Source organism: Chromobacterium sp. Ag138 (assembly GCF_055181315.1).
Genome location: NZ_JBUPWA010000001.1, coordinates 1,862,270 through 1,885,377 on the forward strand (window position 1 = coordinate 1,862,270; position 23,108 = coordinate 1,885,377).

General features: G+C 60.7%; 24 protein-coding genes and 3 tRNA genes. 8 read left to right on the forward strand and 19 right to left on the reverse strand.

Features of this window, described 5'->3' with window-relative positions:
• Positions 1–4: 4 nt before the first annotated feature.
• The 3 genes from ACY3GB_RS08410 to ACY3GB_RS08420 form a co-directional block, all read right to left on the reverse strand.
• Positions 5–1,204 carry a cyanate transporter gene (locus ACY3GB_RS08410; RefSeq protein WP_463088344.1) on the reverse strand — a complete coding sequence of 400 codons (1,200 nt, stop codon included), beginning with the start codon at positions 1,202–1,204 and terminating at the stop codon, positions 5–7.
• A gap of 590 nt (positions 1,205–1,794) precedes the next feature.
• Entirely contained in the window at positions 1,795–2,112 is a 318-nt protein-coding gene (locus ACY3GB_RS08415) for a hypothetical protein (RefSeq protein ID WP_463088345.1), read from the reverse strand.
• 66 nt (positions 2,113–2,178) lie between these two features.
• Positions 2,179–2,916, reverse strand: a complete 738-nt coding sequence (locus ACY3GB_RS08420) for a hypothetical protein (RefSeq protein WP_463088346.1) — start codon at positions 2,914–2,916, stop codon at positions 2,179–2,181.
• 284 nt (positions 2,917–3,200) lie between these two features.
• On the opposite strand from ACY3GB_RS08420, the gene ACY3GB_RS08425 reads away from it, so the two are divergent.
• A protein-coding gene (locus tag ACY3GB_RS08425; RefSeq protein ID WP_463088347.1) for an IS3 family transposase occupies positions 3,201–4,336 on the forward strand; the annotation gives its coding sequence in 2 pieces (ribosomal slippage) (positions 3,201–3,453 and positions 3,453–4,336; 1,137 coding nt in all).
• Between the two features lie 122 nt (positions 4,337–4,458).
• On the opposite strand, the gene ACY3GB_RS08430 is transcribed toward ACY3GB_RS08425, so the two are convergent.
• The 3 genes from ACY3GB_RS08430 to ACY3GB_RS08440 form a co-directional block, all read right to left on the reverse strand.
• A tRNA-Thr gene (locus ACY3GB_RS08430) sits at positions 4,459–4,534 on the reverse strand.
• 62 nt (positions 4,535–4,596) lie between these two features.
• Positions 4,597–4,673 (reverse strand) — tRNA-Pro (locus ACY3GB_RS08435).
• Positions 4,674–4,750: 77 nt separating this feature from the next.
• Positions 4,751–4,827: transfer RNA gene (locus ACY3GB_RS08440), tRNA-Pro, on the reverse strand.
• A 96-nt stretch (positions 4,828–4,923) separates the two neighbouring features.
• On the opposite strand from ACY3GB_RS08440, the gene ACY3GB_RS08445 reads away from it, so the two are divergent.
• The 3 genes from ACY3GB_RS08445 to ACY3GB_RS08455 all read left to right on the forward strand — a co-directional run bounded on the left by ACY3GB_RS08445 (position 4,924) and on the right by ACY3GB_RS08455 (position 8,811).
• A complete protein-coding gene (locus ACY3GB_RS08445; RefSeq protein ID WP_463088348.1) occupies positions 4,924–5,919 on the forward strand; it encodes a recombination-associated protein RdgC in 996 nt (331 codons plus the stop codon).
• 270 nt (positions 5,920–6,189) lie between these two features.
• Positions 6,190–7,635, forward strand: a complete 1,446-nt coding sequence (locus ACY3GB_RS08450) for a catalase (RefSeq protein ID WP_463088349.1) — start codon at positions 6,190–6,192, stop codon at positions 7,633–7,635.
• Between the two features lie 396 nt (positions 7,636–8,031).
• Positions 8,032–8,811, forward strand: coding sequence for a DODA-type extradiol aromatic ring-opening family dioxygenase (locus ACY3GB_RS08455; protein ID WP_463088350.1), 780 nt, complete (start codon positions 8,032–8,034; stop codon positions 8,809–8,811).
• A 10-nt stretch (positions 8,812–8,821) separates the two neighbouring features.
• Here ACY3GB_RS08455 and ACY3GB_RS08460 read toward each other — a convergent pair whose 3' ends face one another.
• From ACY3GB_RS08460 to ACY3GB_RS08475, 4 genes are all read right to left on the reverse strand, one after another.
• The gene (locus tag ACY3GB_RS08460; RefSeq protein WP_463088351.1) at positions 8,822–9,772 is read right to left on the reverse strand and encodes a dihydroorotate oxidase; all 951 of its coding nucleotides are present in this window, start codon (positions 9,770–9,772) and stop codon (positions 8,822–8,824) included.
• 141 nt (positions 9,773–9,913) lie between these two features.
• A complete protein-coding gene (gene bfr, locus ACY3GB_RS08465; protein ID WP_046158145.1) occupies positions 9,914–10,381 on the reverse strand; it encodes a bacterioferritin in 468 nt (155 codons plus the stop codon).
• Between the two features lie 47 nt (positions 10,382–10,428).
• Positions 10,429–12,198, reverse strand: a complete 1,770-nt coding sequence (gene feoB / locus ACY3GB_RS08470) for a ferrous iron transport protein B (protein WP_463088352.1) — start codon at positions 12,196–12,198, stop codon at positions 10,429–10,431.
• On the reverse strand, positions 12,195–12,425 hold the full coding sequence (locus tag ACY3GB_RS08475) for a FeoA family protein (protein ID WP_463088353.1): 231 nt from the start codon (positions 12,423–12,425) through the stop codon (positions 12,195–12,197). Before ACY3GB_RS08475 ends, feoB begins: the two co-directional genes overlap by 4 nt.
• Positions 12,426–12,649: 224 nt before the next feature.
• On the opposite strand from ACY3GB_RS08475, the gene dcd reads away from it, so the two are divergent.
• Both dcd and ACY3GB_RS08485 read left to right on the forward strand, forming a co-directional pair.
• Positions 12,650–13,222: a dCTP deaminase gene (gene dcd / locus ACY3GB_RS08480; RefSeq protein WP_463088354.1), complete on the forward strand. Its 573-nt coding sequence runs from the start codon at positions 12,650–12,652 to the stop codon at positions 13,220–13,222.
• Positions 13,223–13,494: 272 nt separating this feature from the next.
• Entirely contained in the window at positions 13,495–13,971 is a 477-nt protein-coding gene (locus ACY3GB_RS08485; RefSeq protein WP_463088355.1) for a glutathione peroxidase, read from the forward strand.
• 62 nt (positions 13,972–14,033) lie between these two features.
• Here the strand turns inward: ACY3GB_RS08485 and ACY3GB_RS08490 are convergent, their stop codons facing one another.
• The 5 genes from ACY3GB_RS08490 to cysK form a co-directional block, all read right to left on the reverse strand.
• On the reverse strand, positions 14,034–14,321 hold the full coding sequence (locus ACY3GB_RS08490) for a hypothetical protein (RefSeq protein ID WP_463088356.1): 288 nt from the start codon (positions 14,319–14,321) through the stop codon (positions 14,034–14,036).
• A gap of 271 nt (positions 14,322–14,592) precedes the next feature.
• Positions 14,593–15,624, reverse strand: a complete 1,032-nt coding sequence (locus ACY3GB_RS08495) for a histone deacetylase family protein (RefSeq protein ID WP_463088357.1) — start codon at positions 15,622–15,624, stop codon at positions 14,593–14,595.
• Positions 15,625–15,718: 94 nt separating this feature from the next.
• Entirely contained in the window at positions 15,719–16,126 is a 408-nt protein-coding gene (locus ACY3GB_RS08500) for a YchJ family protein (RefSeq protein WP_463088358.1), read from the reverse strand.
• Entirely contained in the window at positions 16,126–16,599 is a 474-nt protein-coding gene (locus ACY3GB_RS08505) for a hypothetical protein (protein WP_463088359.1), read from the reverse strand. Before ACY3GB_RS08505 ends, ACY3GB_RS08500 begins: the two co-directional genes overlap by 1 nt.
• Before the next feature lie 90 nt (positions 16,600–16,689).
• Positions 16,690–17,622 (reverse strand): cysteine synthase A, encoded by a 933-nt coding sequence (cysK, locus tag ACY3GB_RS08510; RefSeq protein WP_346194713.1) that lies wholly within the window; start codon positions 17,620–17,622, stop codon positions 16,690–16,692.
• Between the two features lie 242 nt (positions 17,623–17,864).
• On the opposite strand from cysK, the gene ACY3GB_RS08515 reads away from it, so the two are divergent.
• A complete protein-coding gene (locus ACY3GB_RS08515) occupies positions 17,865–18,734 on the forward strand; it encodes an ion transporter (RefSeq protein ID WP_221668154.1) in 870 nt (289 codons plus the stop codon).
• Here the strand turns inward: ACY3GB_RS08515 and ACY3GB_RS08520 are convergent.
• Entirely contained in the window at positions 18,731–18,916 is a 186-nt protein-coding gene (locus ACY3GB_RS08520; RefSeq protein ID WP_463088360.1) for a hypothetical protein, read from the reverse strand. The two genes, ACY3GB_RS08515 and ACY3GB_RS08520, sit on opposite strands and share 4 nt — an antisense overlap.
• A 114-nt stretch (positions 18,917–19,030) precedes the next feature.
• Between ACY3GB_RS08520 and ACY3GB_RS08525 the strand changes: the two genes are divergently transcribed.
• Positions 19,031–19,297: an antitoxin PaaA2 family protein gene (locus ACY3GB_RS08525; protein WP_463088361.1), complete on the forward strand. Its 267-nt coding sequence runs from the start codon at positions 19,031–19,033 to the stop codon at positions 19,295–19,297.
• Between the two features lie 32 nt (positions 19,298–19,329).
• On the opposite strand, the gene ACY3GB_RS08530 is transcribed toward ACY3GB_RS08525, so the two are convergent.
• The 3 genes from ACY3GB_RS08530 to ACY3GB_RS08540 form a co-directional block, all read right to left on the reverse strand.
• Positions 19,330–20,094: a hypothetical protein gene (locus tag ACY3GB_RS08530; RefSeq protein ID WP_463088362.1), complete on the reverse strand. Its 765-nt coding sequence runs from the start codon at positions 20,092–20,094 to the stop codon at positions 19,330–19,332.
• Between the two features lie 4 nt (positions 20,095–20,098).
• Positions 20,099–20,962: an SMODS domain-containing nucleotidyltransferase gene (locus ACY3GB_RS08535; protein ID WP_463088363.1), complete on the reverse strand. Its 864-nt coding sequence runs from the start codon at positions 20,960–20,962 to the stop codon at positions 20,099–20,101.
• 760 nt (positions 20,963–21,722) lie between these two features.
• Positions 21,723–22,979 carry a nucleotidyltransferase domain-containing protein gene (locus ACY3GB_RS08540; protein ID WP_463088364.1) on the reverse strand — a complete coding sequence of 419 codons (1,257 nt, stop codon included), beginning with the start codon at positions 22,977–22,979 and terminating at the stop codon, positions 21,723–21,725.
• Positions 22,980–23,108: the final 129 nt, after the last annotated feature.

Consider the following 23,108-nt stretch of genomic DNA (forward strand, 5'->3'; position numbering starts at 1 on the left):
AGACTCAGCGCTGTCCGGCCGGGATGGCGAAGTGCCTTGGATATTCGGCGGGACGGAACCGCGCCACCATCGCCACCATGCCTGCCGACACCAGCGCCAGCAGCAGCCAGGCCTGGGTGAAGCTGGACGACACATCCTTGATGTAGCCGGCGATCAGCGGCGACAGCGCGGCGATCAGATAGCCGACCCCTTGCACGAAGGCCGTCAACTGGCCGGCGCGGCGCGGCGCGTCCATGTGATCCATCGCCACGATCAGGCTCATCGGGAATAGCCCGCCGATGCCAAAGCCCAGCAGACCGGCCCAGACGATGGGGTAGGCGGTCGGCGCCAGGATCAGGCCGCAGAAGCCGGCGATCACCGAAGCCAGCACCAGCAACAGCACCGGGCGGCGGTCCAGGCTGCGGCTGGCCAGCGCCGGCGTCACCAGGCCGGACACCACCTCCATGCTGGTCAGATAGGCCAGCAGCAAGCCAGCGTGCGTATCCTGCCAGCCCTGCTCCACGTAGAACGGCGGCAGCCAGGCCAGCACGCAGGTATAAGACGCGGTGCCCAGGCCGAAGAAGATGCCCAGCAGCCAGGCCCGAGGCCGGCTGGAGAACGACTCCGCCGGCGCCGCCGCGCCCTGCTCGGCGGCGGAGAACGACACGATCTCGCCGCGGATCGCATACCAGGCGGCCAGCGCCACCGCCGCCAGCGCCGACCAGGCGGCCAGCGCGTGTTGCCAGTCGCCCAGCCAGCCGCCGATGAAAGGCGACGCCGAAGCGGACAGCGCGGCGCCGCCCATGATGGCGGTGACGTACACCCCCATCAGCAGCGCCACCGCGTCCGGAAAGCGGCTCTTGATGATGCCCGGCATCACCGACTGGATCACGGCGATGCCCGCCCCGGCCACCACCGCGCTCAGGATCAGGTCGAGCGCCGTCGACGCGTACAGCCTGGCCAGGCTGGCCAGGCCGATCACCAGCAGGGAAACCGCGATGGCGCGGTGCTCGCCCCAGCGCGCCGCCAGCCGCGCGCCGCGGAACATCGCGAAGCCCATCGCCAGCACCGGCAGCATGGTCAGCAGCGAAACCAATGTGTAGCTCAGGGGAATGCTGTTGCGGATCGAGGTCAGCAACGGTCCGATGGCGGCCATCGACGGCCTGAGGTTCAGGCCGACCAGCACCAGCGCCAGGATCAAGGGCGCGCGGGAAGGTTGGTTCATGTTCTAACTCCGTGCATTTCGAGATGACTCAAGCATTGAATAGCCGCAAGCAATGAAATGCAATTCAAAGTTTCGAATCGACTATCGGTTTTTTCGAAAACAATCCAAAACCATCCGCCCGCTGCGATCAGCGATCGCAGAACATCCCGAAACACCGCGCCATCAGCTTCAGCCCGCACTCCGATTTCGCGCCCGCCGTTTAAAACTTCCATCATCAAGAAGACGCAAGTTGACTGCAGGCTTCAAGTTCGCACATCCGAAGATTAAAAATCCGGCCATAGCCTATCGAAGCAGAAATAGATGAAATTATTAGAGAAGGGAATATCCAGAAAAGAAAATGGCTTAGTCTCGCGACTAAGCCCCTGATCTTTACGGCACCGGTAAGAGGAGTCGAACCCCAGATCAAGCTGCGGTGGAGAAGGATTTGTGCAACAGCGCCACTCCCAATAAAAAAAGCCGCTTTCGCGGCTTTAAAATTTAACGGCAACCTATTGAACATTTCTAGAACGCCTTATCACTTACCATTCACTTCCACATGACTGTGAATACCCTTAATCCTACAACTTTAAATCAAAAGCTATATTCCCCACCTACTGAGATTCACTTTTTTTAACTTTCCTGACATATACGACCTCAACCTTGTCAGAAAATATCCCTCCAAAAACTGTCCCCACTCTCAGCTTGATTTCAAAATCTTCATTCTTTGGCGTATAGACACTTAGCACGACAACAATTGGCATATGTGCTTTAGAAGATTTCATAGACTTAATCACACAACCAGGGTGATTCGCCTCTAACCATTTCCTTGCCATATCACGCGCAATCCTGTCACGGCGCCCCATCTCCCAATATATGTAATAAAAAAAAGGGATCATCAACAAAGCCGGCACAACATTCTGCATCCACATTTAAAATTACCTTGCAGTAAGCCTTGCACACTAAAGTGTGCAAGGTTATCCAATCAGAACCTAATTTTATGCCATCTCTTCTTCAAGTTCATGTCGGTTACTGGCACCACCACTAAATGCACCGTTCAACTCGATATCATTACCAGCGTCACTACCAAATACATTACCAGACCCAATACCAAATGGCCCTTCATATTCAGACTTGGTACATTCATATGGATTAGTTGTAACCTTAGGCTCGGTACTAAACTCATACGGCTTACCGGTCTCACTACTGGAGGCCAGCGGCACACCATATGTCACGCTTGCACCAGGGGTTCCGACTACTGTCGATACCGTTCCGGGCGTTCCCGGCGCATAACCTATACCGGTTCCATTTGGTGCAATTGCTGTTCCAGAGAAACCAGCTAAATGGTCTGCAGCTGTCCCATTCACAACCGTACCGGCCATGCCTCCTGCTCCTGGCGTGCCAACGCCAGCATATGCAATTTTATTCCCTGATCCATCATTGCACACGCCGGCCACAATACCATATGCACCACCACCAACACACCCAAATACTTGCGATGGTGCAGAATTGGGAGATGCGGTCGCTTTTAGCTCTGCATAAGTATGCTGCTCTGCAACTTTTTGTCCACTCAGCGTGACAATTGTCGATGGCGTAATAGCCACATTTGCTTTAGCAGCGATAACTTGCGATTGAGAAGCAACATTCTGACTAGCAGGCGGAGCTGAAGTTTGTTTTGCAGCTCCATCGTCAATTGGCGTTCCTCCTAAAGCGCTTAATGGAAGGTCTATTCTCATCACAGTTCTCCATGCATAAATTATTATTCAACACAATAAATCCATTGTCATAATAATTCAAAATCATTTTGCACTGCAACTATCCAACGCGAACTAGCAATTTAAATCGATTAACAATCCCCTCACTCAATACAAAATTTCAAAAATGAGTTTAAAACGAAAATATTAGTTATAGCGCCTCATTCCCGGGCACCCTCCATAGTGCGACAGATTGTTCCGGATGCTGAACTGCCTCGGCTCCTGTAGGCATTCCTGCCTTATGATTTGAGCATAGGAGGATGTCCATGAACACACCGCGTTTCACCCCAGAATTCAAAGAGGAAGCCGTCAAACAAGTCACCGAGCGTGGCGACTCCGTGGCCGAGGTTTCCGCTCGGCTTGGGGTTTCTAGCCATAGCCTGTACAAGTGGGTGAAAGCTGTCACCCCGGACAACTCTGAGAAGCAAGCTGCTGAACTGATCGAAGCCAAGAGCGAAATCCTTCGCCTGAAGGCGCAACTGCGTCGCACAGAAGAAGAGCGAGATATTCTAAAAAAAGCCGCGCGGTACTTTGCCAGGGAGTCCGAGTAAGGTACCGCTTCATGAACGAGCATCGACATACCTGGCCGCTGACGACCATGTGCCGTTTGTTGCAAGTTGCGCGTGCCGGCTTCTATCAATGGCTACACCGCCCCGAGTCCGACCACGCCAAGGAAGATGCCAGATTGCTGGCGTTGATTCGCGACTCCTGGCGAGCTAGTGGTGGGGTGTATGGGTCGCGTCGAGTTCTGGGTGACCTGCGCGAGATCGGTGAGGCATGCGGCAAACACCGTGTTGCCCGAATCATGCGGCAACACAGTATCAAGGCTCAGCGCGGTTATAAGGCACCACGGCCTATTGCTGGTCGCCCTTCCTTGTTGGCCCCCAACCATCTGAACCGCGAATTCACGACATCACAACCTGACCAAGCCTGGGTAACGGACATTACCTACATCCGCACCTGGCAGGGCTGGCTTTACTTGGCGGTGGTGATCGACTTGTTCTCACGCAAGGTGGTGGGCTGGTCGATGAAACCCACATTGAACCGCGAATTGGCGTTGAATGCCCTGCTGATGGCGCTGTGGCGGCGCAAGCCTACTGGTCGCGTGCTGGTCCATTCAGATCAGGGCTCGCAATATGGCAGTGATGATTGGCGCCGATTCTGTCTCTCCCACAACCTTGAAACCAGCATGAGTCGACGTGGCAATTGCTGGGATAACGCCGTAGCAGAGTCCTTCTTCAGCAGTCTGAAGAAGGAGCGTATCCGCAAACGGATTTACAAAACCCGCGACTTGGCCAAGTCAGATGTATTCGATTACATCGAAGCTTTTTACAATCGAACCCGCCGCCACAGTCACCTGGGCGGCATCAGTCCCGAGGCCTTTGAGCGGGCCTCGGCGTGAGGCGGGAGTTTGTCTACTGCACCCGGGACAGTCCAGATATCATTCTGAACAGTCGTGACACAAATATGGCACAAATAGAAAAGGGGCTAGACGACATAGCCGGCTAACCCCCTTGATCTTTATGGTGCCGGTAAGAGGAGTCGAACCCCCGACCTTCGCATTACGAATGCGCTGCTCTACCAACTGAGCTATACCGGCGAACCAATCTGTAAAAAAAGCCCTGATTCTCTGAATTTGAAAATCAAGGCTTTTTTGAATTCTGGTCGGAGTGAGAGGATTCGAACCTCCGGCCTCTACGTCCCGAACGTAGCGCTCTACCAGGCTAAGCTACACTCCGATTTTGCTGCTTTTCGACTTGCGTCGAGGGAAGCTACTTTACCTCAGACTTCATTTTCTGACAAGCGATTTGTTAACTGGTCGGAGTGAGAGGATTCGAACCTCCGGCCTCTACGTCCCGAACGTAGCGCTCTACCAGGCTAAGCTACACTCCGACGACCGCTTACAAACTGCTTGTCTGAAAAACTGCTGCTGCATCGCTTGCTGCGGTACAATCAGCGGCTTCAGAGGACGCGCATTATGGAACAAATATGTGGTTTAGGCAACTATCTTTTTATCGTTTGAGCGGCGAAAGCCTGGTGGACGCCGATAAGCTGTTGCAGGCATTGGAAAAACGTCCGTTTCAACCCTGCATGGGCCTGGATTGGTTCAGCGAAGGCTGGGTTCCGCCCGCCGGGCACCTGGAAGCGCCGGTCTACGCCGCCCGCGGCAGCCTGATGGTTTCCATGCGCCGCGAAGACAAGGTTTTGCCGGCTTCGGTGATCCGCGACTTCGTCGACATGAAGGTGCAGGAGATCGAAGACAAGGAGCTGCGCAAGGTCGGCCGCAAGGAAAAGCTCGCGCTGAAAGAGCAAATCACCGACGACCTGCTGCCGCGCGCCTTCGTGCGCAGCGGCCGCACCAGCGCCTACCTGGACATCGCCCGCGGCTGGCTGATGGTGGACTCCGGCTCGTCCAGCAAGGCCGAGGCGCTGGTCTCCAAGCTGCGCGAGGCGCTGCCGCCCTTTCCCGCCGCGCTGCCGCGCACCCGGATCGCGCCGCACACCGCGATGACCGACTGGCTGGCCGCCGGCGAAGCCCCGGGCGGCTTCGAGCTGGACGCCGACTGCGAACTGAAGGACGGCAGCGAAAACGGCGCGGTGGTGCGCTGCAGCCGCATCGATCTGACCAGCGACGAGATCCGCCAGCACATCGCCACCGGCAAGCAGGCCACCAAGCTGGGCCTGATCTGGAACGAGAAAATCCGCTTCCAGCTGACTGACACCCTGCAACTGAAGCGCATCCAGTTCCTGGACATGCTGCAGGACGAGGCCAGCCAGGCCGGCGACGACCGCGAAAGCCTGTTCGAAGCCACTTTCATCCTGATGAGCGAAGAGCTGGGCGAACTGGTGGAAGCGCTGGTGGAGGCGCTGGGCGGCCTGGAAGACAGCCAGGCGCAGCCGGCCGCCGCAACGCCGACGCAGGCGCCAGCCCCGCAGTCGGCCCCATCCGACGCGGGCAGCGCCGTCGACGTGCCCTGGGACTGATCCCTCATTCCACCCGCGAACAACCCGGCCCCGCCGGGTTTTTTGCGCCCGCGCGCGCGGCCCGTTCGCCGTCATTAAGAAAAACTAACTATCAACTTAAAATAATTGATTTAACAAAACTATCAAACTTGCGGATACTGCGAGCGTCAACTATCGGGAGAGAGTCATGAAACAAAACTGGCATCACACCTTGCTGGAAATGTGGTCCGGCTTCGCCTGGCTGCAATGAGTTCCCTTCCGTCGATTCGCCCCACTCAAGGAGAAAGCAGGATGAGCAAGCACAACCTCACCACCGCCGCCGGCGCCCCGGTCGTCGACAACCAGAACGTGCAGACCGCCGGTCCTCGCGGCCCGATGCTGCTGCAAGATGTCTGGTATCTGGAGAAGCTGGCCCATTTCGACCGCGAAGTGATTCCGGAACGGCGGATGCACGCCAAAGGCTCCGGCGCCTTCGGCACCTTCACCGTCACCCACGACATCAGCCGCTACACCCGCGCCGCGCTGTTCTCCCAGGTCGGCAAGAAGACTGATCTGTTCCTGCGCTTCTCCACCGTCGCCGGCGAGCGCGGCGCGGCCGACGCCGAGCGCGACATCCGCGGCTTCGCCGTCAAGTTCTACACCGAGGAGGGCAACTGGGACCTGGTGGGCAACAACACGCCGGTATTCTTCCTGCGCGACCCGCTGAAATTCCCCGACCTCAACCGCGCGGTGAAACGCAATCCGTACACCAATATGCGCGACGCCAACGCCAACTGGGATTTCTGGACGCTGCTGCCCGAAGCGCTGCACCAGGTCACCATCGTGATGAGCGACCGCGGCATTCCGGCCAGCTACCGCCACATGCACGGCTTCGGCAGCCACACCTTCAGCCTGATCAGCGCCAAGGGCGAGCGCCACTGGGTCAAGTTCCACTTCCACACCCAGCAGGGCATCCGGAACCTGAGCGACGCCGAGGCGGAAAAGCTGGTAGGCCAGGATCGCGAGAGCGCGCAGCGCGACCTGCTGGAGAGCATAGACCGCGGCGATTTCCCGCGCTGGACCATGTATATCCAAGTGATGACCGAAGCCCAGGCCGACGCTTGTCCCTTCAACCCCTTCGACCTGACCAAGGTGTGGTCGCACAAGGACTACCCGCTGATCGAAGTGGGCGTGCTGGAGCTGAACCGCAATCCGCAGAACTACTTCGCCGACGTGGAGCAGGCCGCGTTCAACCCGGCCAACGTGGTGCCGGGCATCAGCTTCTCGCCCGACCGCATGCTGCAGGGCCGCTTGTTCGCCTACGGCGACGCCGAGCGCTACCGGCTGGGTGTCAATCACCACCTGATCCCGGTCAACGCGCCGCGCTGCCCCTTCCACAACAGCTATCACCGCGACGGCGCGATGCGGGTGGACAGCAACGCCGGCGCCACCATCGGCTACGAGCCGAACAGCCAGGGCAAGTGGCAACAGCAGCCGGCGTTCGACGAGCCGCCGCTGGCGCTGCAAGGCAACGCCTACCACTACGACTTCCGCGCGGACGATGACGACTACTACAGCCAGCCCGGCGCGCTGTTCCGGCTGATGACGCCGGCCCAGCAACAAGTGCTGTTCGACAATACCGCCCGCGCGATGGGCGGCGTCGACGAGGCGATCAAGCGCCGCCACATCGCCAACTGCGCCAAGGCAGATCCCGCCTACGGCGCCGGCGTGGCCAAGGCGCTGGGCCTGAAGATCTGACACTGAGCTGAATGGCCGGCCGGGCGAAAGCTCCGCCGGCTTTTTCTTCCCCCTTGATTTAAATGATAATCATTATCATTATTATGGAAAGCCATGCACGTGAGAGCCACCATGCAAACCGTCAGCCCCTTCCCTTCCCGCCACAGGGCCAACAAACCTGCCCCTGCGCCGCGCCGCCGCTGGCGGCGTTGGCTGGGCCTAGCCATCTTCTGCGCCGGCTGCCTGCTGTGGCTGCAACACGGCGTAGCGCCCGCGCCGCGCCCCGCGGCGGCGTCGGCCGCGCGTTGAGCCGATATTTATTGAACCAAAGTAAACAATTAAGTGAGAAAACCGACGTTTTTTTAACCGCCATGCCGGCGTAAGCTGTTGCCATACCCTCATTGCAGGCAACAGATCATGACCACCCGACAACCCTCGCTGTTCATCTCCCACGGCGCGCCGACGCTGCCGATAGAAGACAGTCCCACCCGCCACTTCCTGGAGCAGCTGGGCCGCGACTGGCCGCGCCCCCGCGCCATCGTCATCGTATCCGCCCACTGGGAGACGCGCGCCCTCACCGTCAATCTGCAGCCCCGGCCCGACACGATGTACGACTTCGGCGGCTTTCCGCCGGCGCTGCGCACGCTGCGCTACCCGGCCGCCACCGACGCGGCGCTGGCCGAGCGCGTGATCGGCCTGTTGGATGCTGCCGGCCTGCCGGTGGCCGCCACCGCCGAGCGGCCGCTGGACCATGGCATGTGGACGCCGCTGCTGCTGATGTTTCCCCAGGCCGACATCCCGCTGGTGATGATCTCGCTGCACCACAAGGCCGGCGCCGCCGAGCATTACGCGCTGGGCCAGGCGCTCAAGCCGCTGCGCGACGAAAACGTGCTGGTGATGGGCAGCGGCAGCTACACACATAATTTGTGGGAGCTCAGCCCGGAAGGCAGCGAGCCCGCGCCGTGGGCGGCGGGCTTCGCCGGCTGGATGGACCAGGCGCTGCTGGAAAACCGCCGTGACGACATCGTCCGCTGGCAACAGCGCGCGCCCTACCCGAGCGAGAACCATCCCAGCGACGAGCACTTCCAGCCGCTATTGGTGGCGCTGGGCGCGTCGGACGACGACGCGGTTCCGGTCAAGCTGCACGACGACTGGCGGATGGGGTCGCTGTCGATGGCGTGCTGGCGCTTCGATTGAGGCAAACCGCCTACAAGGCGCGCAGCCTGCCGCGGAACGCGTCCAGGCTGCGATAACCCTTGACCCGCATCAGCGCGGCCAGCTCGCCGGCGATGCGGGCGAAGGCGCCCGGCCCCTCGTGGTGCAGGCAGGTGCCCACCTGCACCGCGCGCGCGCCGGCCAGGATGTGCATGAAGGCCTCGCGCCCGCTCTTCACCCCGCCGCAGCCGACCACGTCCTTGCCGGGCAGCAGCCGGTAAAACTCCCGCACATTGGCCAGCGCGGTCGGCAGCACGTAATCGCCGCCCAGCCCGCCGAGGCCGTCCTTGGGCTTGATGACCACCGCCTCGCTGTCGATGTCCACCACCAGGCCGTTGCCTATCGAGTTGATGCAGGTGACGAAGGCCAGCCGCCGATGGCGATTCAATATCTCCGCCATCGCGGCGAAATGGGCGGGGTCGAAGTAAGGCGGCAGCTTGACGCCGTACAAGCCGGAATAGGCGGCGTCGAAAGCATCCAGCGCCTCGGCCGTCGCGGCGAAGTCGTAGCCCAGCTGCGGCTTGCCGGGCACATTGGGGCAGGACAGATTGACCTCCGGCACCGCCGGCAATCCCTCCTCCGCCAGACGCCTCAGCATTTCGCAATTGTCGTCCAGCGACAGGCCGGACAAGGACAGGAACAGCGGTTTGCCGCTGCCGTAGCGATAGCGGCGCGCGTAATCCAGGTAGTAGTCGAAGCCGCGGTTGGGCAGGCCCATGGAGTTGATGCTGCCCATCGCCGTGCGGCAGTAGCGCGGCTCGGGATTGCCGTCGCGCGGCGCCAGCGTGGCGCTCTTGCTGATCACCGCGGCCGCGGCGGAGGCGAGCACCGCCTCCAGTTCATCCGCCTCGCGGCACCAGACGCCGGAGGCGTTGTACAGGCAGCCCGGCATGGTCTGGCCCAGCCAGGTGACGGACAGATCGATCGCATGGTCGTCGGACATTTGAAGCTTTCGGCTGAAAATGGAATGTCCTTGATTGTGCGGGGAAACGCCGGCGGCGATGCTGAGCGGGGTCAAGGCGGCAGCATATGCCAAAGAAAATGCCCGGCTTGCGGCCGGGCATGCTGGCGATGGCGGCAAGCGTTACATCTGCGCCTGCTGGTAGTTTTCCACGCCCATCAGCTCGATCAGCTTCAGTTGCTGCTCCAGCCAGTGGGCGTGATCGTTCTCGGTTTCCTCCAGCAGCACCATCAGCCCGTCGCGGGTCACGTAGTCGCGCACGCTTTCGCTGTGGGCGATCACTTCCTTCAACAGCGCGCCGACGCGGTATTCCACTTCCAGGTCGGCCTTCAGCATCGCCGGCACATCCTCGCCCACCTTGATCGGCACGCGGCGGGCCACGTCGGGGCGGCCCTGCAGGAACAGGGTGCGGGCGATCAGCGTGCGCGCGTGTTCCAGCTCGTCCTCGCGCTCGTGGTCGATGCGCTCGAACAGCTTGTTCAGCCCCATGTCCTTGTACATCTCGGCATGGATGAAGTACTGGTCTGCGGCGGACAGCTCTTCGGCCAGGAGGTCGTTGAGCAGCGCTATGGTCTTGGGATCGCCCTTCATGTTCTTGTCCTGTCTTTCCGGCTCATGCAAAGCGACATTCTAGGCGTTCACCGCAACAGATGCACGCCCTGGTAGAAAACGAAGGACAGCGTCCAGGCCAGCAGCACCGACCAGGCGACCGACATCGCGGCGAAGCGCCAGCTCTTTGACTCGCGGTGCATCGCCGCCACCGTGGACAGGCAGGGCACGTACACCAGCGTGAAAATCAGGAAGCTCATCGCCGACGCCCAATCCAGATGCTGGACCAGCACGCCGCCCAGGCCGGCTTCGGACACGCCGTAGATCACCGCCAGGCTGCCCAGCAGGATTTCCTTGGCGATGAAGCCGAACAGCAGCGCCACCGCCAGTTCGGCGCGTATGCCTATCGGGCTCAGCACCGGCGACAGCGCCTCGCCCAGCGCGTAGGCCAGGGTCTTGTCGCCGCCGGCCGGGATGTGGGTCAGCAGCCAGACCATCACCACGCCGGCCAGGATGAAGGTGGACGCCAGCCGCAGAAAGGCGCTCACCTCGCCCGCCGCCCGCGTCAGCATGTGGCGGGCGCCCGGCAGCCGGTATGGCGGCACTTCCAGCAGAAAGGCCTCGTCGCCGCGGTAGCGGCGCTTGAACACCCAGGCGGTGACGATGGCGGCGACGAAAGTCATCAGGTAGAGGCCTGACACCACCCACGGCGCCTGGCTCTTGCTGAACAGGATGCCGGCGAAGAACACCACCACCTGCAGCCGCGCCGAGCACAGCGAAAACGGAATCACCAGCATGGTCAACAGCCGCTGGCTGCGCTCGCGCATCACCCGGGTGCCCATGATGGCCGGCACATTGCAGCCGAAGCCCATCAGCTGCATCACGAAGCCGCGGCCGTCCAGCCCCAGCTTGGCCATCATCGCGTCAGTGAGGAAGGCGGCGCGCGCCAGATAGCCGCTGTCTTCCACCATCGCCATCAGCACGAAGAACACGAACAGAATCGGCGCGAAGGTCAGCACCGTGGCCACGCCCTGCCACACGCCGTCCAGCAGCAGGCTTTGCAGGATGGCGGGCAAGGAGGACACCGCCGGCGCCAGCGCGCCGTCCTTCACCCAGTCGAGCAGCCCGCCCACCGCATCCTGCAACGGCGTGCCGATCTGGTAGGTGAGATTGAACAGCAGCGCCATGAAGGCGAAGAACAGCGGCAGGCCCAGCCACGGATGCAGCAGCCAGCGGTCCACCCTCTCGGAGAGCAGCGTCGGCAGCACCGGCGGCAGCCGCCAGCAGCCGTCCAGCGCGCGGCGGGCCAGGTCGATGGCCTGCTGCGATTCCGGCACCTTCTCCAGCTGCGCGCGCACCGCCGGGCCGGACTGCGCGGCCAGCCGGTTCAGCGCCTGGTTCAGCCTGGGCCAGCCTTCCATCCGCTTGGCCGACACCAGCTCCACCGGCGCGCCCAGCCGCTCGGACAGCGCGTCCACATCGATGGACACGCCCAGCAGCCTGGCCTCGTCGGCCATGTTCAGCGCCACCAGGCAGGGCAGGCCGCTGGCGATCACCTGCAGCGCCAGCGGCAGCTGGCGGTCCAGCTGGCTGGCGTTGAGCACCAGCACCGCGCCGTCGAACGGCGTGGACAACAGCACGTCGCGCACCACCGCCTCATCGTCGGTATAGCCGGTGAGGTCGTTGACGCCGGGCAGGTCGATCAGCTCCACCATCTTGCCGCCCAACAGCAGGCGCGAGCTGATCAGCTCCACGGTCAGCCCCGGCCAGTTGCCGACCCGCTGCGACATGCCGGTCAGGCGGTTGAACAAGGTGGACTTGCCGGTATTGGGCAAGCCTATCAGCGCGAAACGCTTCATGCCGCCGCCCTCACCTGAATGTGGCGGGCCAGGCTGCGGCGCAGCAGAAAGCGGGTGGCGCCTACCTCCAGCAGCAGCGGGCCGCCCCAGGGCGCGGCGCGGCGCAGGCGAAAGCGGCAGCCCGGCGCCAGGCCGAAGGCCGCCACCCGGCGGAGCGCCTCGTCGTTCAGGTCCAGCCGGTCCACGACGCCGCAGGCGCCGGCCGGAAAGCCATCCAATGACTGCATAGGAATTCCCAGATAATGCGAATAGTTTGCATTAGTATATCGAAGCTGCTCCCGCCGGCATGCGGCATATTGCCGCAATCCGTCCGGCGCTTGACCTCGATCAAGCCCGCCGCTCCGCCGCGCAACGCCCGGCGCTTCCGCCCTGCGGATTTCAGCCACCCGACATGGCGCGAAGCGGGTAAAATCGCGAGCATCGCACAATCGACACTAACGGGCCTACGACCATGAGCATCAAATCGGACAAGTGGATACGCCGGATGGCGGATGAACAGCGCATGATCGAGCCGTTCGAAGCCAACCAGGTGAAAATGGCCGCCGACGGCCAGAAGCTGATCTCCTACGGCACCTCCAGCTACGGCTACGATATCCGCTGCGCCGACGAATTCAAGGTGTTCACCAACATCAACAGCACCATCGTCGACCCGAAGAGCTTCGACCCCAACTCCTTCGTCGAAGTGTCGGGCAAGGGCTACTGCATCATTCCGCCCAACAGCTTCGCGCTGGCGCGCACGGTGGAATACTTCCGCATCCCGCGCAGCGTGCTGACCGTCTGCCTGGGCAAATCCACCTACGCCCGCTGCGGCATCATCGTCAACGTCACTCCGTTCGAGCCGGAATGGGAAGGCTATGTTACGCTGGAATTCTCCAACACCACGCCGCTGCCGGCCAAGATCTACGCCAACGAGGGCGTGGCCCAGGTGCTGTTCTTCGAATCGGACGAAGTCTGCGACGTGTCCTACAAGGATCGCGCCGGCAAGTACCAGGGCCAGGTGGGCGTCACGCTGCCGCGCCCCTGAGCCTGAAGAAACACGCAGGAAAAAAGGATGGCCCCGGCCATCCTTTTTGTTTGCGCATCGCGCAAAAGCCGCTCGCAATTTTCGGCATCTGTTCTAGGCTAAACAAAGGGTTAGCTGACATCCCGGTTGTGCCGACCCTTTGCACAGCAAGCTGTTTCTTCTTGGGGCGTCGCGGTTCCCCCTTGCCGCTGCGCCCCCTTTTTATGTTCCGCCTGCTTGCCAGCGCGCCGCGCCGAAGCCATCATCGTCGTTTGTTCTCCCCCTCGTCATCCATGAACATCTACGACTTCAGCTTCCGACGCCTGGACGGCGGCGAACAGGCGATGGCCGATTACCGCGGCCGCGTGCTGCTGCTGGTCAACACCGCCAGCCGCTGCGGCTTCACCTCCCAGTACGCCGGCCTGGAGACGCTGCACCGCCGCTTCGGCGAACAGGGACTGACGGTGATAGGCTTTCCCTGCAACCAGTTCGGCCAGCAGGAACCTGGCGCCGCCGCCGAGATCGGCGCCTTCTGCCAGAAGAACTACGGCGTCGACTTCGCGATGGCCGACAAGATCGAGGTCAACGGCACCCGCGCCCATCCGCTGTGGCAATACCTGAAACGGCAGAAGCGCGGCCTGCTGGGCCGGCCGGTGCGCTGGAACTTCAGCAAGTTTCTGGTGGACCGCCAAGGACGCGTGGTGGCGCGCTTCTCCCCGTTCACCCGGCCGGAAAAACTGGCCGCGAGGATCGAAGCGCTGCTGCAATGAAAAGAGCCGGGCGCTGCCCGGCTCCATTGCCGCCTGCATGGCGGCGCTGCGGGTCTACCCGCCTATGCGCATGAATCGATGTGGCGTTTGGCGATCTCCGCCAGCAGATCCAGATCGTCGTCCAGATGCTCCTGGATGTCCATCAGCGCCGCGCGCAACACCGCCGCGGCCAATTTGGACTGATCGCCGTTGAACACATGGGCCAGCACCCTCAATTCGCGGCACGCGGTGATGTCCAGCGGCACCTCCAGCCTGCGCACCACCGTCAGCTCCATCTCGGCCGCCCCTTCCGGGCAAGCCGCGCGCTGGGCTTCCAGCTCCGCCAACAAGGTTTTCAAGGCCAGTCCCATTCTGTCCTCCCTGCTCTCCCGTTCATCTTCGCCGGGTCCTGCCCGACCCCTGCGGCCTGTGCTGCTCCGCGCCCGCCGGCCGCCAGCCGGGCCCGGTCGTTTCATCCGCCGGGGTCTAGCCTCCCCGCCGTCGCACCGCCGCCGGCACGTCCTGGCCGCGCGCAACAACAGGCCGTCCAGGCGTCCCGAACCCTCGACTCGAGCGCCGGCGGCGCCCGCCGTCGTCGCGGCGAAAGACTCTTTGAGCATAGGCCAAACTCCGGCAAAAAACTCAGCCGCGCGCCTCGAAACCGGACATCACATTGACCACATTGGTCCCGATCGGCCCCACCGCGTAGCCGCCCTCCAGGCAGAACAGCGTCGGCAGTTTCAGTCCCGCCAGCCGCGCGCCCAGGGTGACGAAATCGGGAGAGTCGAGCTGGAAGCGCGAGATCGGATCGCCGCGATAGGTGTCCACGCCCAGCGACACCACCAGCGCCTCGGCGCCGAAGCGGGCGATCTGGTCCAGCGCGCAGTCCAGCGCGACGAACCAGGTGCTGACGCAGGAGCCGGCGGGCAGCGGGAAGTTGAAGTTGTAGCCCAGCCCCTCGCCTTCGCCCTTTTCGTCGGCGAAGCCGAGGAAAAACGGGTACTCGGTGCGCGGATCGCCGTGTATAGACAGGAACAGCACGTCGGCGCGCCGGTAGAAGATATCCTGGGTGCCGTTGCCGTGATGGTAGTCGACGTCCAGCACCGCCACCTTGCGCATGCCGCGGTCGCGCAGCGACTGGGCGGCGATGGCGGCGTTGTTGAGGAAGCAATAGCCGCCGCAGTAGTCGAAAGCCGCATGGTGGCCGGGCGGCCGGGTCAGCGCGAACACCGCGCGCTCGCCGCCGATCAGCCGGTCGGCTCCGGTCAGCGCGGTATCGGCCGCGGCGGTCGCCGCCGCCCAGGTGCCGGCGGTGATCGGCGTGCCGCAATCCATCGAGTAATAGCAGAGCTGGCCTTCCACGTGGTCGGGGATGGCTTCCCTCAGGCGGCGGACCTGCCACATCTTGGGCAGCGCGTCATGGTCGCGCCCCATGTCGCTCCAGCGCTGCCAGGCGGTTTCCAGGAAACGCGCGTAGTCCGCGTCGTGCACCCGCAGGATGGGATCCAGGCCGTGCTGGCGCGGATGGATGATGTCGCCCAGCTCGCGCTCGCGGACGGCGGCCAGCACCATGTCGGCGCGGGCCGGGGTTTCAAAACAGGGTTTGAGGGTGCCGTCGATCAGCTCGGACTGGCCGTGCTGCAGGCGGTGGGAATCGGAATAGACGGTAAGCATGGCGTTTTCCCGCAAAGGAATGCCTTATGCTCTCGCCATGGCGCCGCGCGGTCAAACACTGATAGGCGCGAACTTGCGCCAGGACAAGCGCCGCTCAGGCCACCAGGCCGGACACGTAATACCAGCGGCCGTCTTCGCGCAGGAAATGGCTGGTCTCATGCATGCGCTCGGCCTTGCCGCCCACCTTGCAGCGGGCGACGAACTCCACCACGCCCTCTGCGTCGGCCTCCAGGCCGGCTTGGCAGCGCTTCACTTCCAGGCCTATCCACTTCACCACGCCGGCGTCCTCGTCCAGATGCAGCGCCTCCAGCCGGGTGGACGGATGCCAGGTGGCCAGCAGGTAGGCCTCCAGCCCCAACGCGTAGGCGCTGTAGCGCGAGCGCATCAAGGCCTGCGCGGTCGGGGCCGGCGGCGCGTCCGGGCCAAGGTAACGGCCGCAGCAGGCCGCCAGTTCGCCGCCGCCGCAGGGGCAGGCGGCGTTCGCGTTTTTCTTCGGCTTCATCAGTAACCCAGCGGCGGCAGGCCGTACAGCTTGAGCAGGAAATTGGAGAACGCCGGATCGGCGGGCTTGGGCGAGTACTTGGGCCAGCGCCGCATCCATTCGCGCAGATGCGCCTCCAGCTTGGCGCGGAAGGCGTCGGAGTCGATGCGGCCGGCGTCGCGCTCCACCGTCAGCTGGCGGTAGACGGCGAAGTTGTCGTTGTCCACCGGATTGCCGCCGGCGATGCGCAGCCGGGCGGCGCCCAGCTGGTCGGCCGCCGCGGTGCGGGTCAGTTCGCCCGACTTGACCTTGTCGGCCAGCCGGTTGGCTTCGGCCAGCAATTGGTCCACCTTGCCGGACGCGCGCGGCTGGGCCGATTGCGCCGGCCGGGACGAGGCGCCGGAGCCGGAATGGACCGGCGCGCCCAGCTGCTGCAGCGCGCTGCAAGCAGTCAGCGAGCCGAGCAGGGAGAAAGCGATGAGCTGTCTTTTCATGGCGGCCATTGTAGCCCGGCCTGCCCGCGCGCCGTCAACGGCAAACCTATTGCGATCGATTGCGCGCGCGGCTGGCCGCGCCGCGGCCGCTCAGCCCAGGTGCTCGAACAGCACGGTGGACAGGTAGCGCTCGCCGAAGGACGGGATCACCACCACGATCAGCTTGCCGGCGTTTTCCGGCCGTTTGGCCAGCTGCAGCGCTGACCACACCGCCGCGCCGGACGAGATGCCGACCAGGATGCCTTCCTTGGTGGCCACTTCGCGCGCCACTTGCAGCGCGTCCTCGTTCTTGACGCGGATGATTTCGTCGTAGATGCCGGTGTTGAGGATGCCCGGCACGAAACCGGCGCCGATGCCCTGGATCGGGTGCGGGCCCTTGGGGCCGCCGGACAGCACCGGAGACGCGTCCGGCTCCACCGCGACGATCTGCACGCCGGGCTTGCGCGCCTTCAGCACTTCGCCGACCCCGGTGATGGTGCCGCCGGTGCCCACGCCGGCCACGAAGATGTCCACCTTGCCGTCGGTGTCGTTCCATACTTCTTCCGCGGTGGTGTGGCGGTGGATTTCCGGATTGGCCGGGTTTTCGAACTGCTGCGGCATGAAATAGGTGTCTGGGAATTCGTCGACCAGCGCCTTCGCCTTGGCGATGGCGCCGCCCATGCCGTCGGGGCCCGGGGTCAGGATCAGCTCGGCGCCGTAGGCTTTCAGCAACTGGCGGCGTTCCTTGCTCATCGACTCCGGCATGGTGATCGCCAGCTTGTAGCCGCGCGCCGCGCACACCATCGCCAGGCCGATGCCGGTGTTGCCCGAGGTGGGCTCGATGATGACGGTGTTGGGGCCGATCTTGCCGGCCGCCTCCGCCGCGTCCAGCATCGCTACCGCGATGCGGTCCTTGACGCTGTGCGCCGGGTTGAAGAATTCCAGCTTGGCGACGACGGTGGCGCCGACGCCCTCGGTGACGCGATTGAGCTTGACCAGCGGGGTGTTGCCGATCAGGTCGGTGATGGTATTGGCGATGCGCATGATCTTATTCCTCATCCTGCTAAAATGACGATGCCGATATTCCACAGAATCATAATCAATCCGATGCGGGCGACCTAATATTGTTTGCTTATATCCAGCAAACCAAACTCCGGCTACCCTCTCTAACCCGCCGCGCATCCGCCCGCGGCCGGCCTGGAAACAGGCCCGGCGCCGCTGCGAAGGAAACGCCGGCGGACTCAAACCGCTTTGTTATAGTCAATGCAAACACAGGCAAGGTTCATATGCCCACCCAGGAAACCCTGATCCCGCTGTCCGGCTGGCGGCGCAAGCTGTACATCGTCATCTACGAGGCCGACACCCGCGCCGGACGCATTTTCGACATGGCGCTGATCGCCGCCATCCTGCTCTCCGTCGCCTGCGTGATGCTGGAAAGCGTGTCGTCGATACGCCAGCGCTACGGCACGCTGCTGACCGTGCTGGACTGGCTGTTCACCCTGCTGTTCACCATCGAATACGCGCTGCGGCTGATCTGCGTGCACAAGCCGATGCGCTATGTGAAGAGCTTCTTCGGCGTGATCGACCTGCTGTCCATCCTGCCGCTCTACCTCGGCCTGTTCATCCCGGAAAGCCGCTTCCTCGCCGACGTGCGCATCCTGCGCCTGCTCAGGATGTTCCGCATCCTCAAGCTCAGCCGGCACCTGGGCGAGGCGGCGCAGCTGCGCAAGGCGCTGATGGCCAGCCAGCGCAAGATCACCGTGTTCCTGGTGACCGTGGTGCTGCTGGTGATCGTGCTGGGCACGCTGATGTATGTGATAGAAGGCCCCGAGCACGGTTTCACCAGCATTCCGATCAGCATCTACTGGGCCATCGTCACGCTGACCACCGTCGGCTTCGGCGACATCACGCCGAAAACGCCGCTGGGACAGGCGCTGGCCAGCCTGGTGATGATCACCGGCTACGGCATCATCGCGGTGCCCACCGGCATCGTCAGCGCCGAGATCGCCCGCAGCGCCCCGCCCGAGCCTTCCGAAAACCGCTCCGCCACCCGGCTGTGCCCGCATTGCTTCAGCGAGGGGCACGACTGGGACGCCCGCCACTGCAAGCACTGCGGCGGCCAGCTGCCGCGCCCGGCCAAGGGCGAGGTCAGCTAGGCTTGGAGCGCCCGCCGGTAGGCCTCCAGCGCGCGGGCGTCGAAAGCCACCAGCCGAACCTCGCGCAGACCATGGGGCCGGCCGGACAGCCAGGCCCTCAGCTCCCCGACCGCCAAAGCGCAGGCGGCCTCCAGCGGATAGCCGTAAACGCCGCAGCTTTTCAAGAACAATATCACCGACATGTCAATTTTATCGATGCCTATGCCATTCCAGAAATCTCTACTTTTCATCACTAGATTTTTTCAGGAGTAGATCATTTGGAATACACTCAAAGGGAAACGTCAGGAGAAGACCCCATGCCCAAGCGTAAACCCAACTCCATCACTCCCAACTCTGCGATTACTTATGACGAGTACGTTCGCCAAGCCGTTCAGGCTGCGCTGGATGATCCGCGCCCCAGCATTCCTCATGAGCAGGCTGAGCGCGACTTTGCCTTCAAGCGTGCCACACTGCTTCAACGCTCAATACCCGGCGAAAAACACTCGACTTGCCAGCCCGTCAATTCAGACAAAAAGGAGGCTGATTGCCCCTCAATTAAGCTACAAGACAGCCACTCACAGTGATCGCATGTCGCACTCCCCTGCAACCATTTTTATCACAGCCCGATATTAGCGCGAATCCTGTCCCACTCAATAGAAAGCTCCTCATTCATATCATCGAAGTATTTTGATGAAATGATAATTCCCGCATTAGACTTACTCGCCTCATAAGCCAGCATCTGCTCCATAACCTGAGCATCACATTGCGCCTGCGGCTGCTTTAACTGCATGATCCTGTATAGATTGTCGAAGGTCTTCTCACACCGCCAGCGTAGCCACTCGAGACGGGCCCACTTCGAGACAATTTGCTCGCTGAATACCACTTGTGAAGTAACTACAATCCAACCCAAATCTGTTCTACGGTAGTACAACAGAGTTAACCAAACTAACAAATACAAGCCAATCTGCCAGCGCTCCAAACGAATCATACGGAACAAAATTTCTTTGCTGAAATGACTGTTCTCCAAGGTCTGAGCTGCAATACGCTGAATTGGCTCCTTAGCCTCGTTGTTGTAGTATCCATCGGTTGCTTTATGCAGCAGATTGACATTGTACACACGACCGAAAAAATCTTGCCGCCGCTTATCCTCTGCACGAGGCACCAGATACAAGCGTAAAACTAAACCGATCATAAACATGGCGATAACCGACAGGCTGAAGCCTAGCAAAACAAAATTGTACAGTTCAGGTTGTTTCTTCTGATCTAACAATAAAGTTGCACACGACAGTAGTACGTTGATATAAAAAAGAACGTCTGACAACTTATCTGCTGCCTGTACAGCAGTGAAATAATCGGTGCGAATTGGGTCAGAACGGGACATAGACTCAGCCGTAGGAAGGAAATTTATCGCCAAAAATCTGTCTCCAGATATTTATGGCACCCACATGGTCACTCTTACCGTTATAAGTCTTGCTCCACGCAAGTCGACTCTTTTCAATAGCTGTATCAAAGCGTTTTAGTACCTCCCGACGATCCGAATACGTCAGGTAATCATCAACAAAGCCAAGCTCATGCCACAATGGAGTTTCAAGCAGCGGTCGGGCTTTTTCGAAAAACTGGAAAACTTCCCACGGCGTATCATCCATATTTTCGTTGAAAATGTTCAACGCCAAAACTTCGAGATGGTAGCTCTGAAGATAATCACTATGAATCTTATTCCAGTGCTTGATCATTTTGATGATTCGCCTGAAATTATATCCACAAGAAGAAGATTTCGATTCAATATTGCTAGCATGCAACTTTGGCCGTGAAGCAATCCATGTGTCCGTATTGCTATCAGGTACTTCGTAGTGAGAAACCGTGTTGTCATTATTGATGAACCGACTCACAGGGACAATGTCCACATTGGGCCATGTCTTGTAGTACAACGTCACAGCCTGCCCATTCTTACGCGCACCCGTCCGCCATTCAGCCAACACATTACGCACGTCTTGAAGAACCTGCGTTGGCGTCCTACCTTTAATGTGCTTGCTATAGTGCAAGACCACCATGACATCTAAATCAGCCTGTGCCTTGAGCCCCGTGAACTTTGGGATCGATCCAGTAGAAAAAGATTCAACTATCTCGAACGTCTTAGACAGTACCGCCACAATGTTATCACGACGTGCATTCGCCGTTTGCCTGTGATCACCACTCAAGTTAATGTTTTCATAGAACGAGTTGAAAGAGGCGTCTACGGTGTAAGCCATATAGATTTTCCATACTCATATCGAGAAAATTTAGAATGCCACGCTACAAAGAAGGATGAATTGCGATTAGATGCGGAGTTTTATAGTCCCTCCGTTCTCAGTATTTGTTGAGCTTCAGCCACCAATTTCTCTGTTGCGTGTTGCGCAAGGTCTTCGTTTCGTATCCGAAGCGTGCCATGTAGCCAGTCGAACACGAGGGTGGGGAGGACTTCGTCTCTACTCCGCTCTATGCAGCTATCTTGTGAACACGACTGGTCAACCCGTTCGAAGTCATCCATCAACGTTTACCTCCCTTGCTCGCGAATCCCAGCGGTTCTTTCTTGCTGCAGGGTGATCCCCGCCTCCATTCCATATGCCAGTTGCAAGCCAGTCCTCAAAGTACCACAGCCATTGCGTGCTCCAGGCAAGATACGTTTCAGCTAATCGCATTTGTGGCGACCACTCTCGCTTCTTTGGGTGCCAGAGGCACAGGTGAATGCCAGGCCCCTTCCCCGGATAAATGTGGGGTATCAGCGCGTCACCCGCCAATGCAATCAAATCCGGTTTCAACACATACATTTCCGGTGCGATTGCACCAGGTTTTATGCGCAACTCACACTCGTACGTCCGGCCATACTCACTTGGTATTAAATAAAACCTGTAGTGCAACCCACGCCCCGATAGAAACCTCAGGCTTGCGTCCCCAAGTTGGAGGTTACGAAGCTCCAGCGCCCGTTCGGCCAGAGTTGGAATCGAAACGAACGGATGCGTGCGCATGGTATTAGCCCCCGAAAAACGTGTGCGGGCGGGCTGAAACGCTGATAGGCATAGCTGTCGACGAAGCGAGCAAGATGGCTCGCCCGGCCTGTCGGCTACTTTCTTGACGGCCCATCTCCATTTGCTGGACAGCAGCAAACCCTCTAGATCCGAACGCGGTTTGAACGGCCTTGAGCAGCACGTCCATCCCTTGGTGGCTTTCTATCGCATCAAGGATGCGTTTGAGATCCATCAATAAACGACGGTGCCACTCGATGAACGCAACTTGTCGCGACGGATTATTCATACCAGCAGCAAGATTGTCAGTCGGGGCTGACGGATTGGGCAACTCCCACTCCTCGGATCCACTTGGCAATCTTCGGCGTACGAAGAGCGATGGCATGCGTTCAACGATGTCGAAAAGCAGTTCTAGCGGGCTGGAGTGTGGCAAGGGCGCCTCAACTGTATAGGCTATTGCAGCCAGAGTCGTTAGAAAGACCGATGTCGGAGCTAGGTCCTGGTCTTTTACGCTTCCAAAGGCAACATTTCTGTGTAGTTTCAGAAGCTGGACCAGCCGACACAGCAGTCTGCCGAAGACTTCCTGTGCATCGGGTAGTGGAACGACGTCTGCACGTTTTGCCGAATCAAAGACCTCAGTGGAAATCTCCGAGAGAAGGAAGTTCGGAGAAATCATTGCGGCAAGATCAAAGTGTTTTGCGTACCCGCGAGGATTCGTCGAATTGAAAAGCCGCAGTTCACGGTCGGGGATCAGACCATGCGTCTCCGCATGCGGACCGGAGAGCAACGGTGCGTCGATGACCGGAGCAATGTCAGCACACATGCCCCCCGCGTATTCGAGGGTGGCACATCGCTCCCAACGATGTAACCGCAAGCCATGCGCGGCGGCATAACGAGAGAGAGCACCATGCAGATGGTCAAGTAGAAGTGCGGGCCCCCGGTCACCTTCGTACTTACGCTGCGCACTCGGGGCAAATCGTGCGATCAGGTCAATGTCGAAACCTTCGCGGGAGCCGTCTCGTGGCCGAACAATCGTCCCAAGTCGGCGCGAACCATGAGAATGGATTTGGACCAGCTGCCCACTAAATTCAGGGCATTCAGAAAGAAAGTCACCCGTGCTGTTATAGGAACGCTCAAGTGCCGCCAACTGTGACGCAGTGGGCTCGTGCGCCTGCGCAATTGCATCGACTAGATGAAAGAAGCGCGCCGCCGATTGTGCGGAGGCCCTGCGCGGAGGGAGAAGTTTAACTGGTTCGCGGATCATTGCAGTTCCTTACAAAGTGGGCGTCTCGACCCATCTAGCCGAGGCCTTTATCTCTCGCCGGATCTGGCCACCCTCCCTCACGAGTCGGCACCGACAGGGTGCGTCCCAGCAGAGTTTATCCGCGATAAA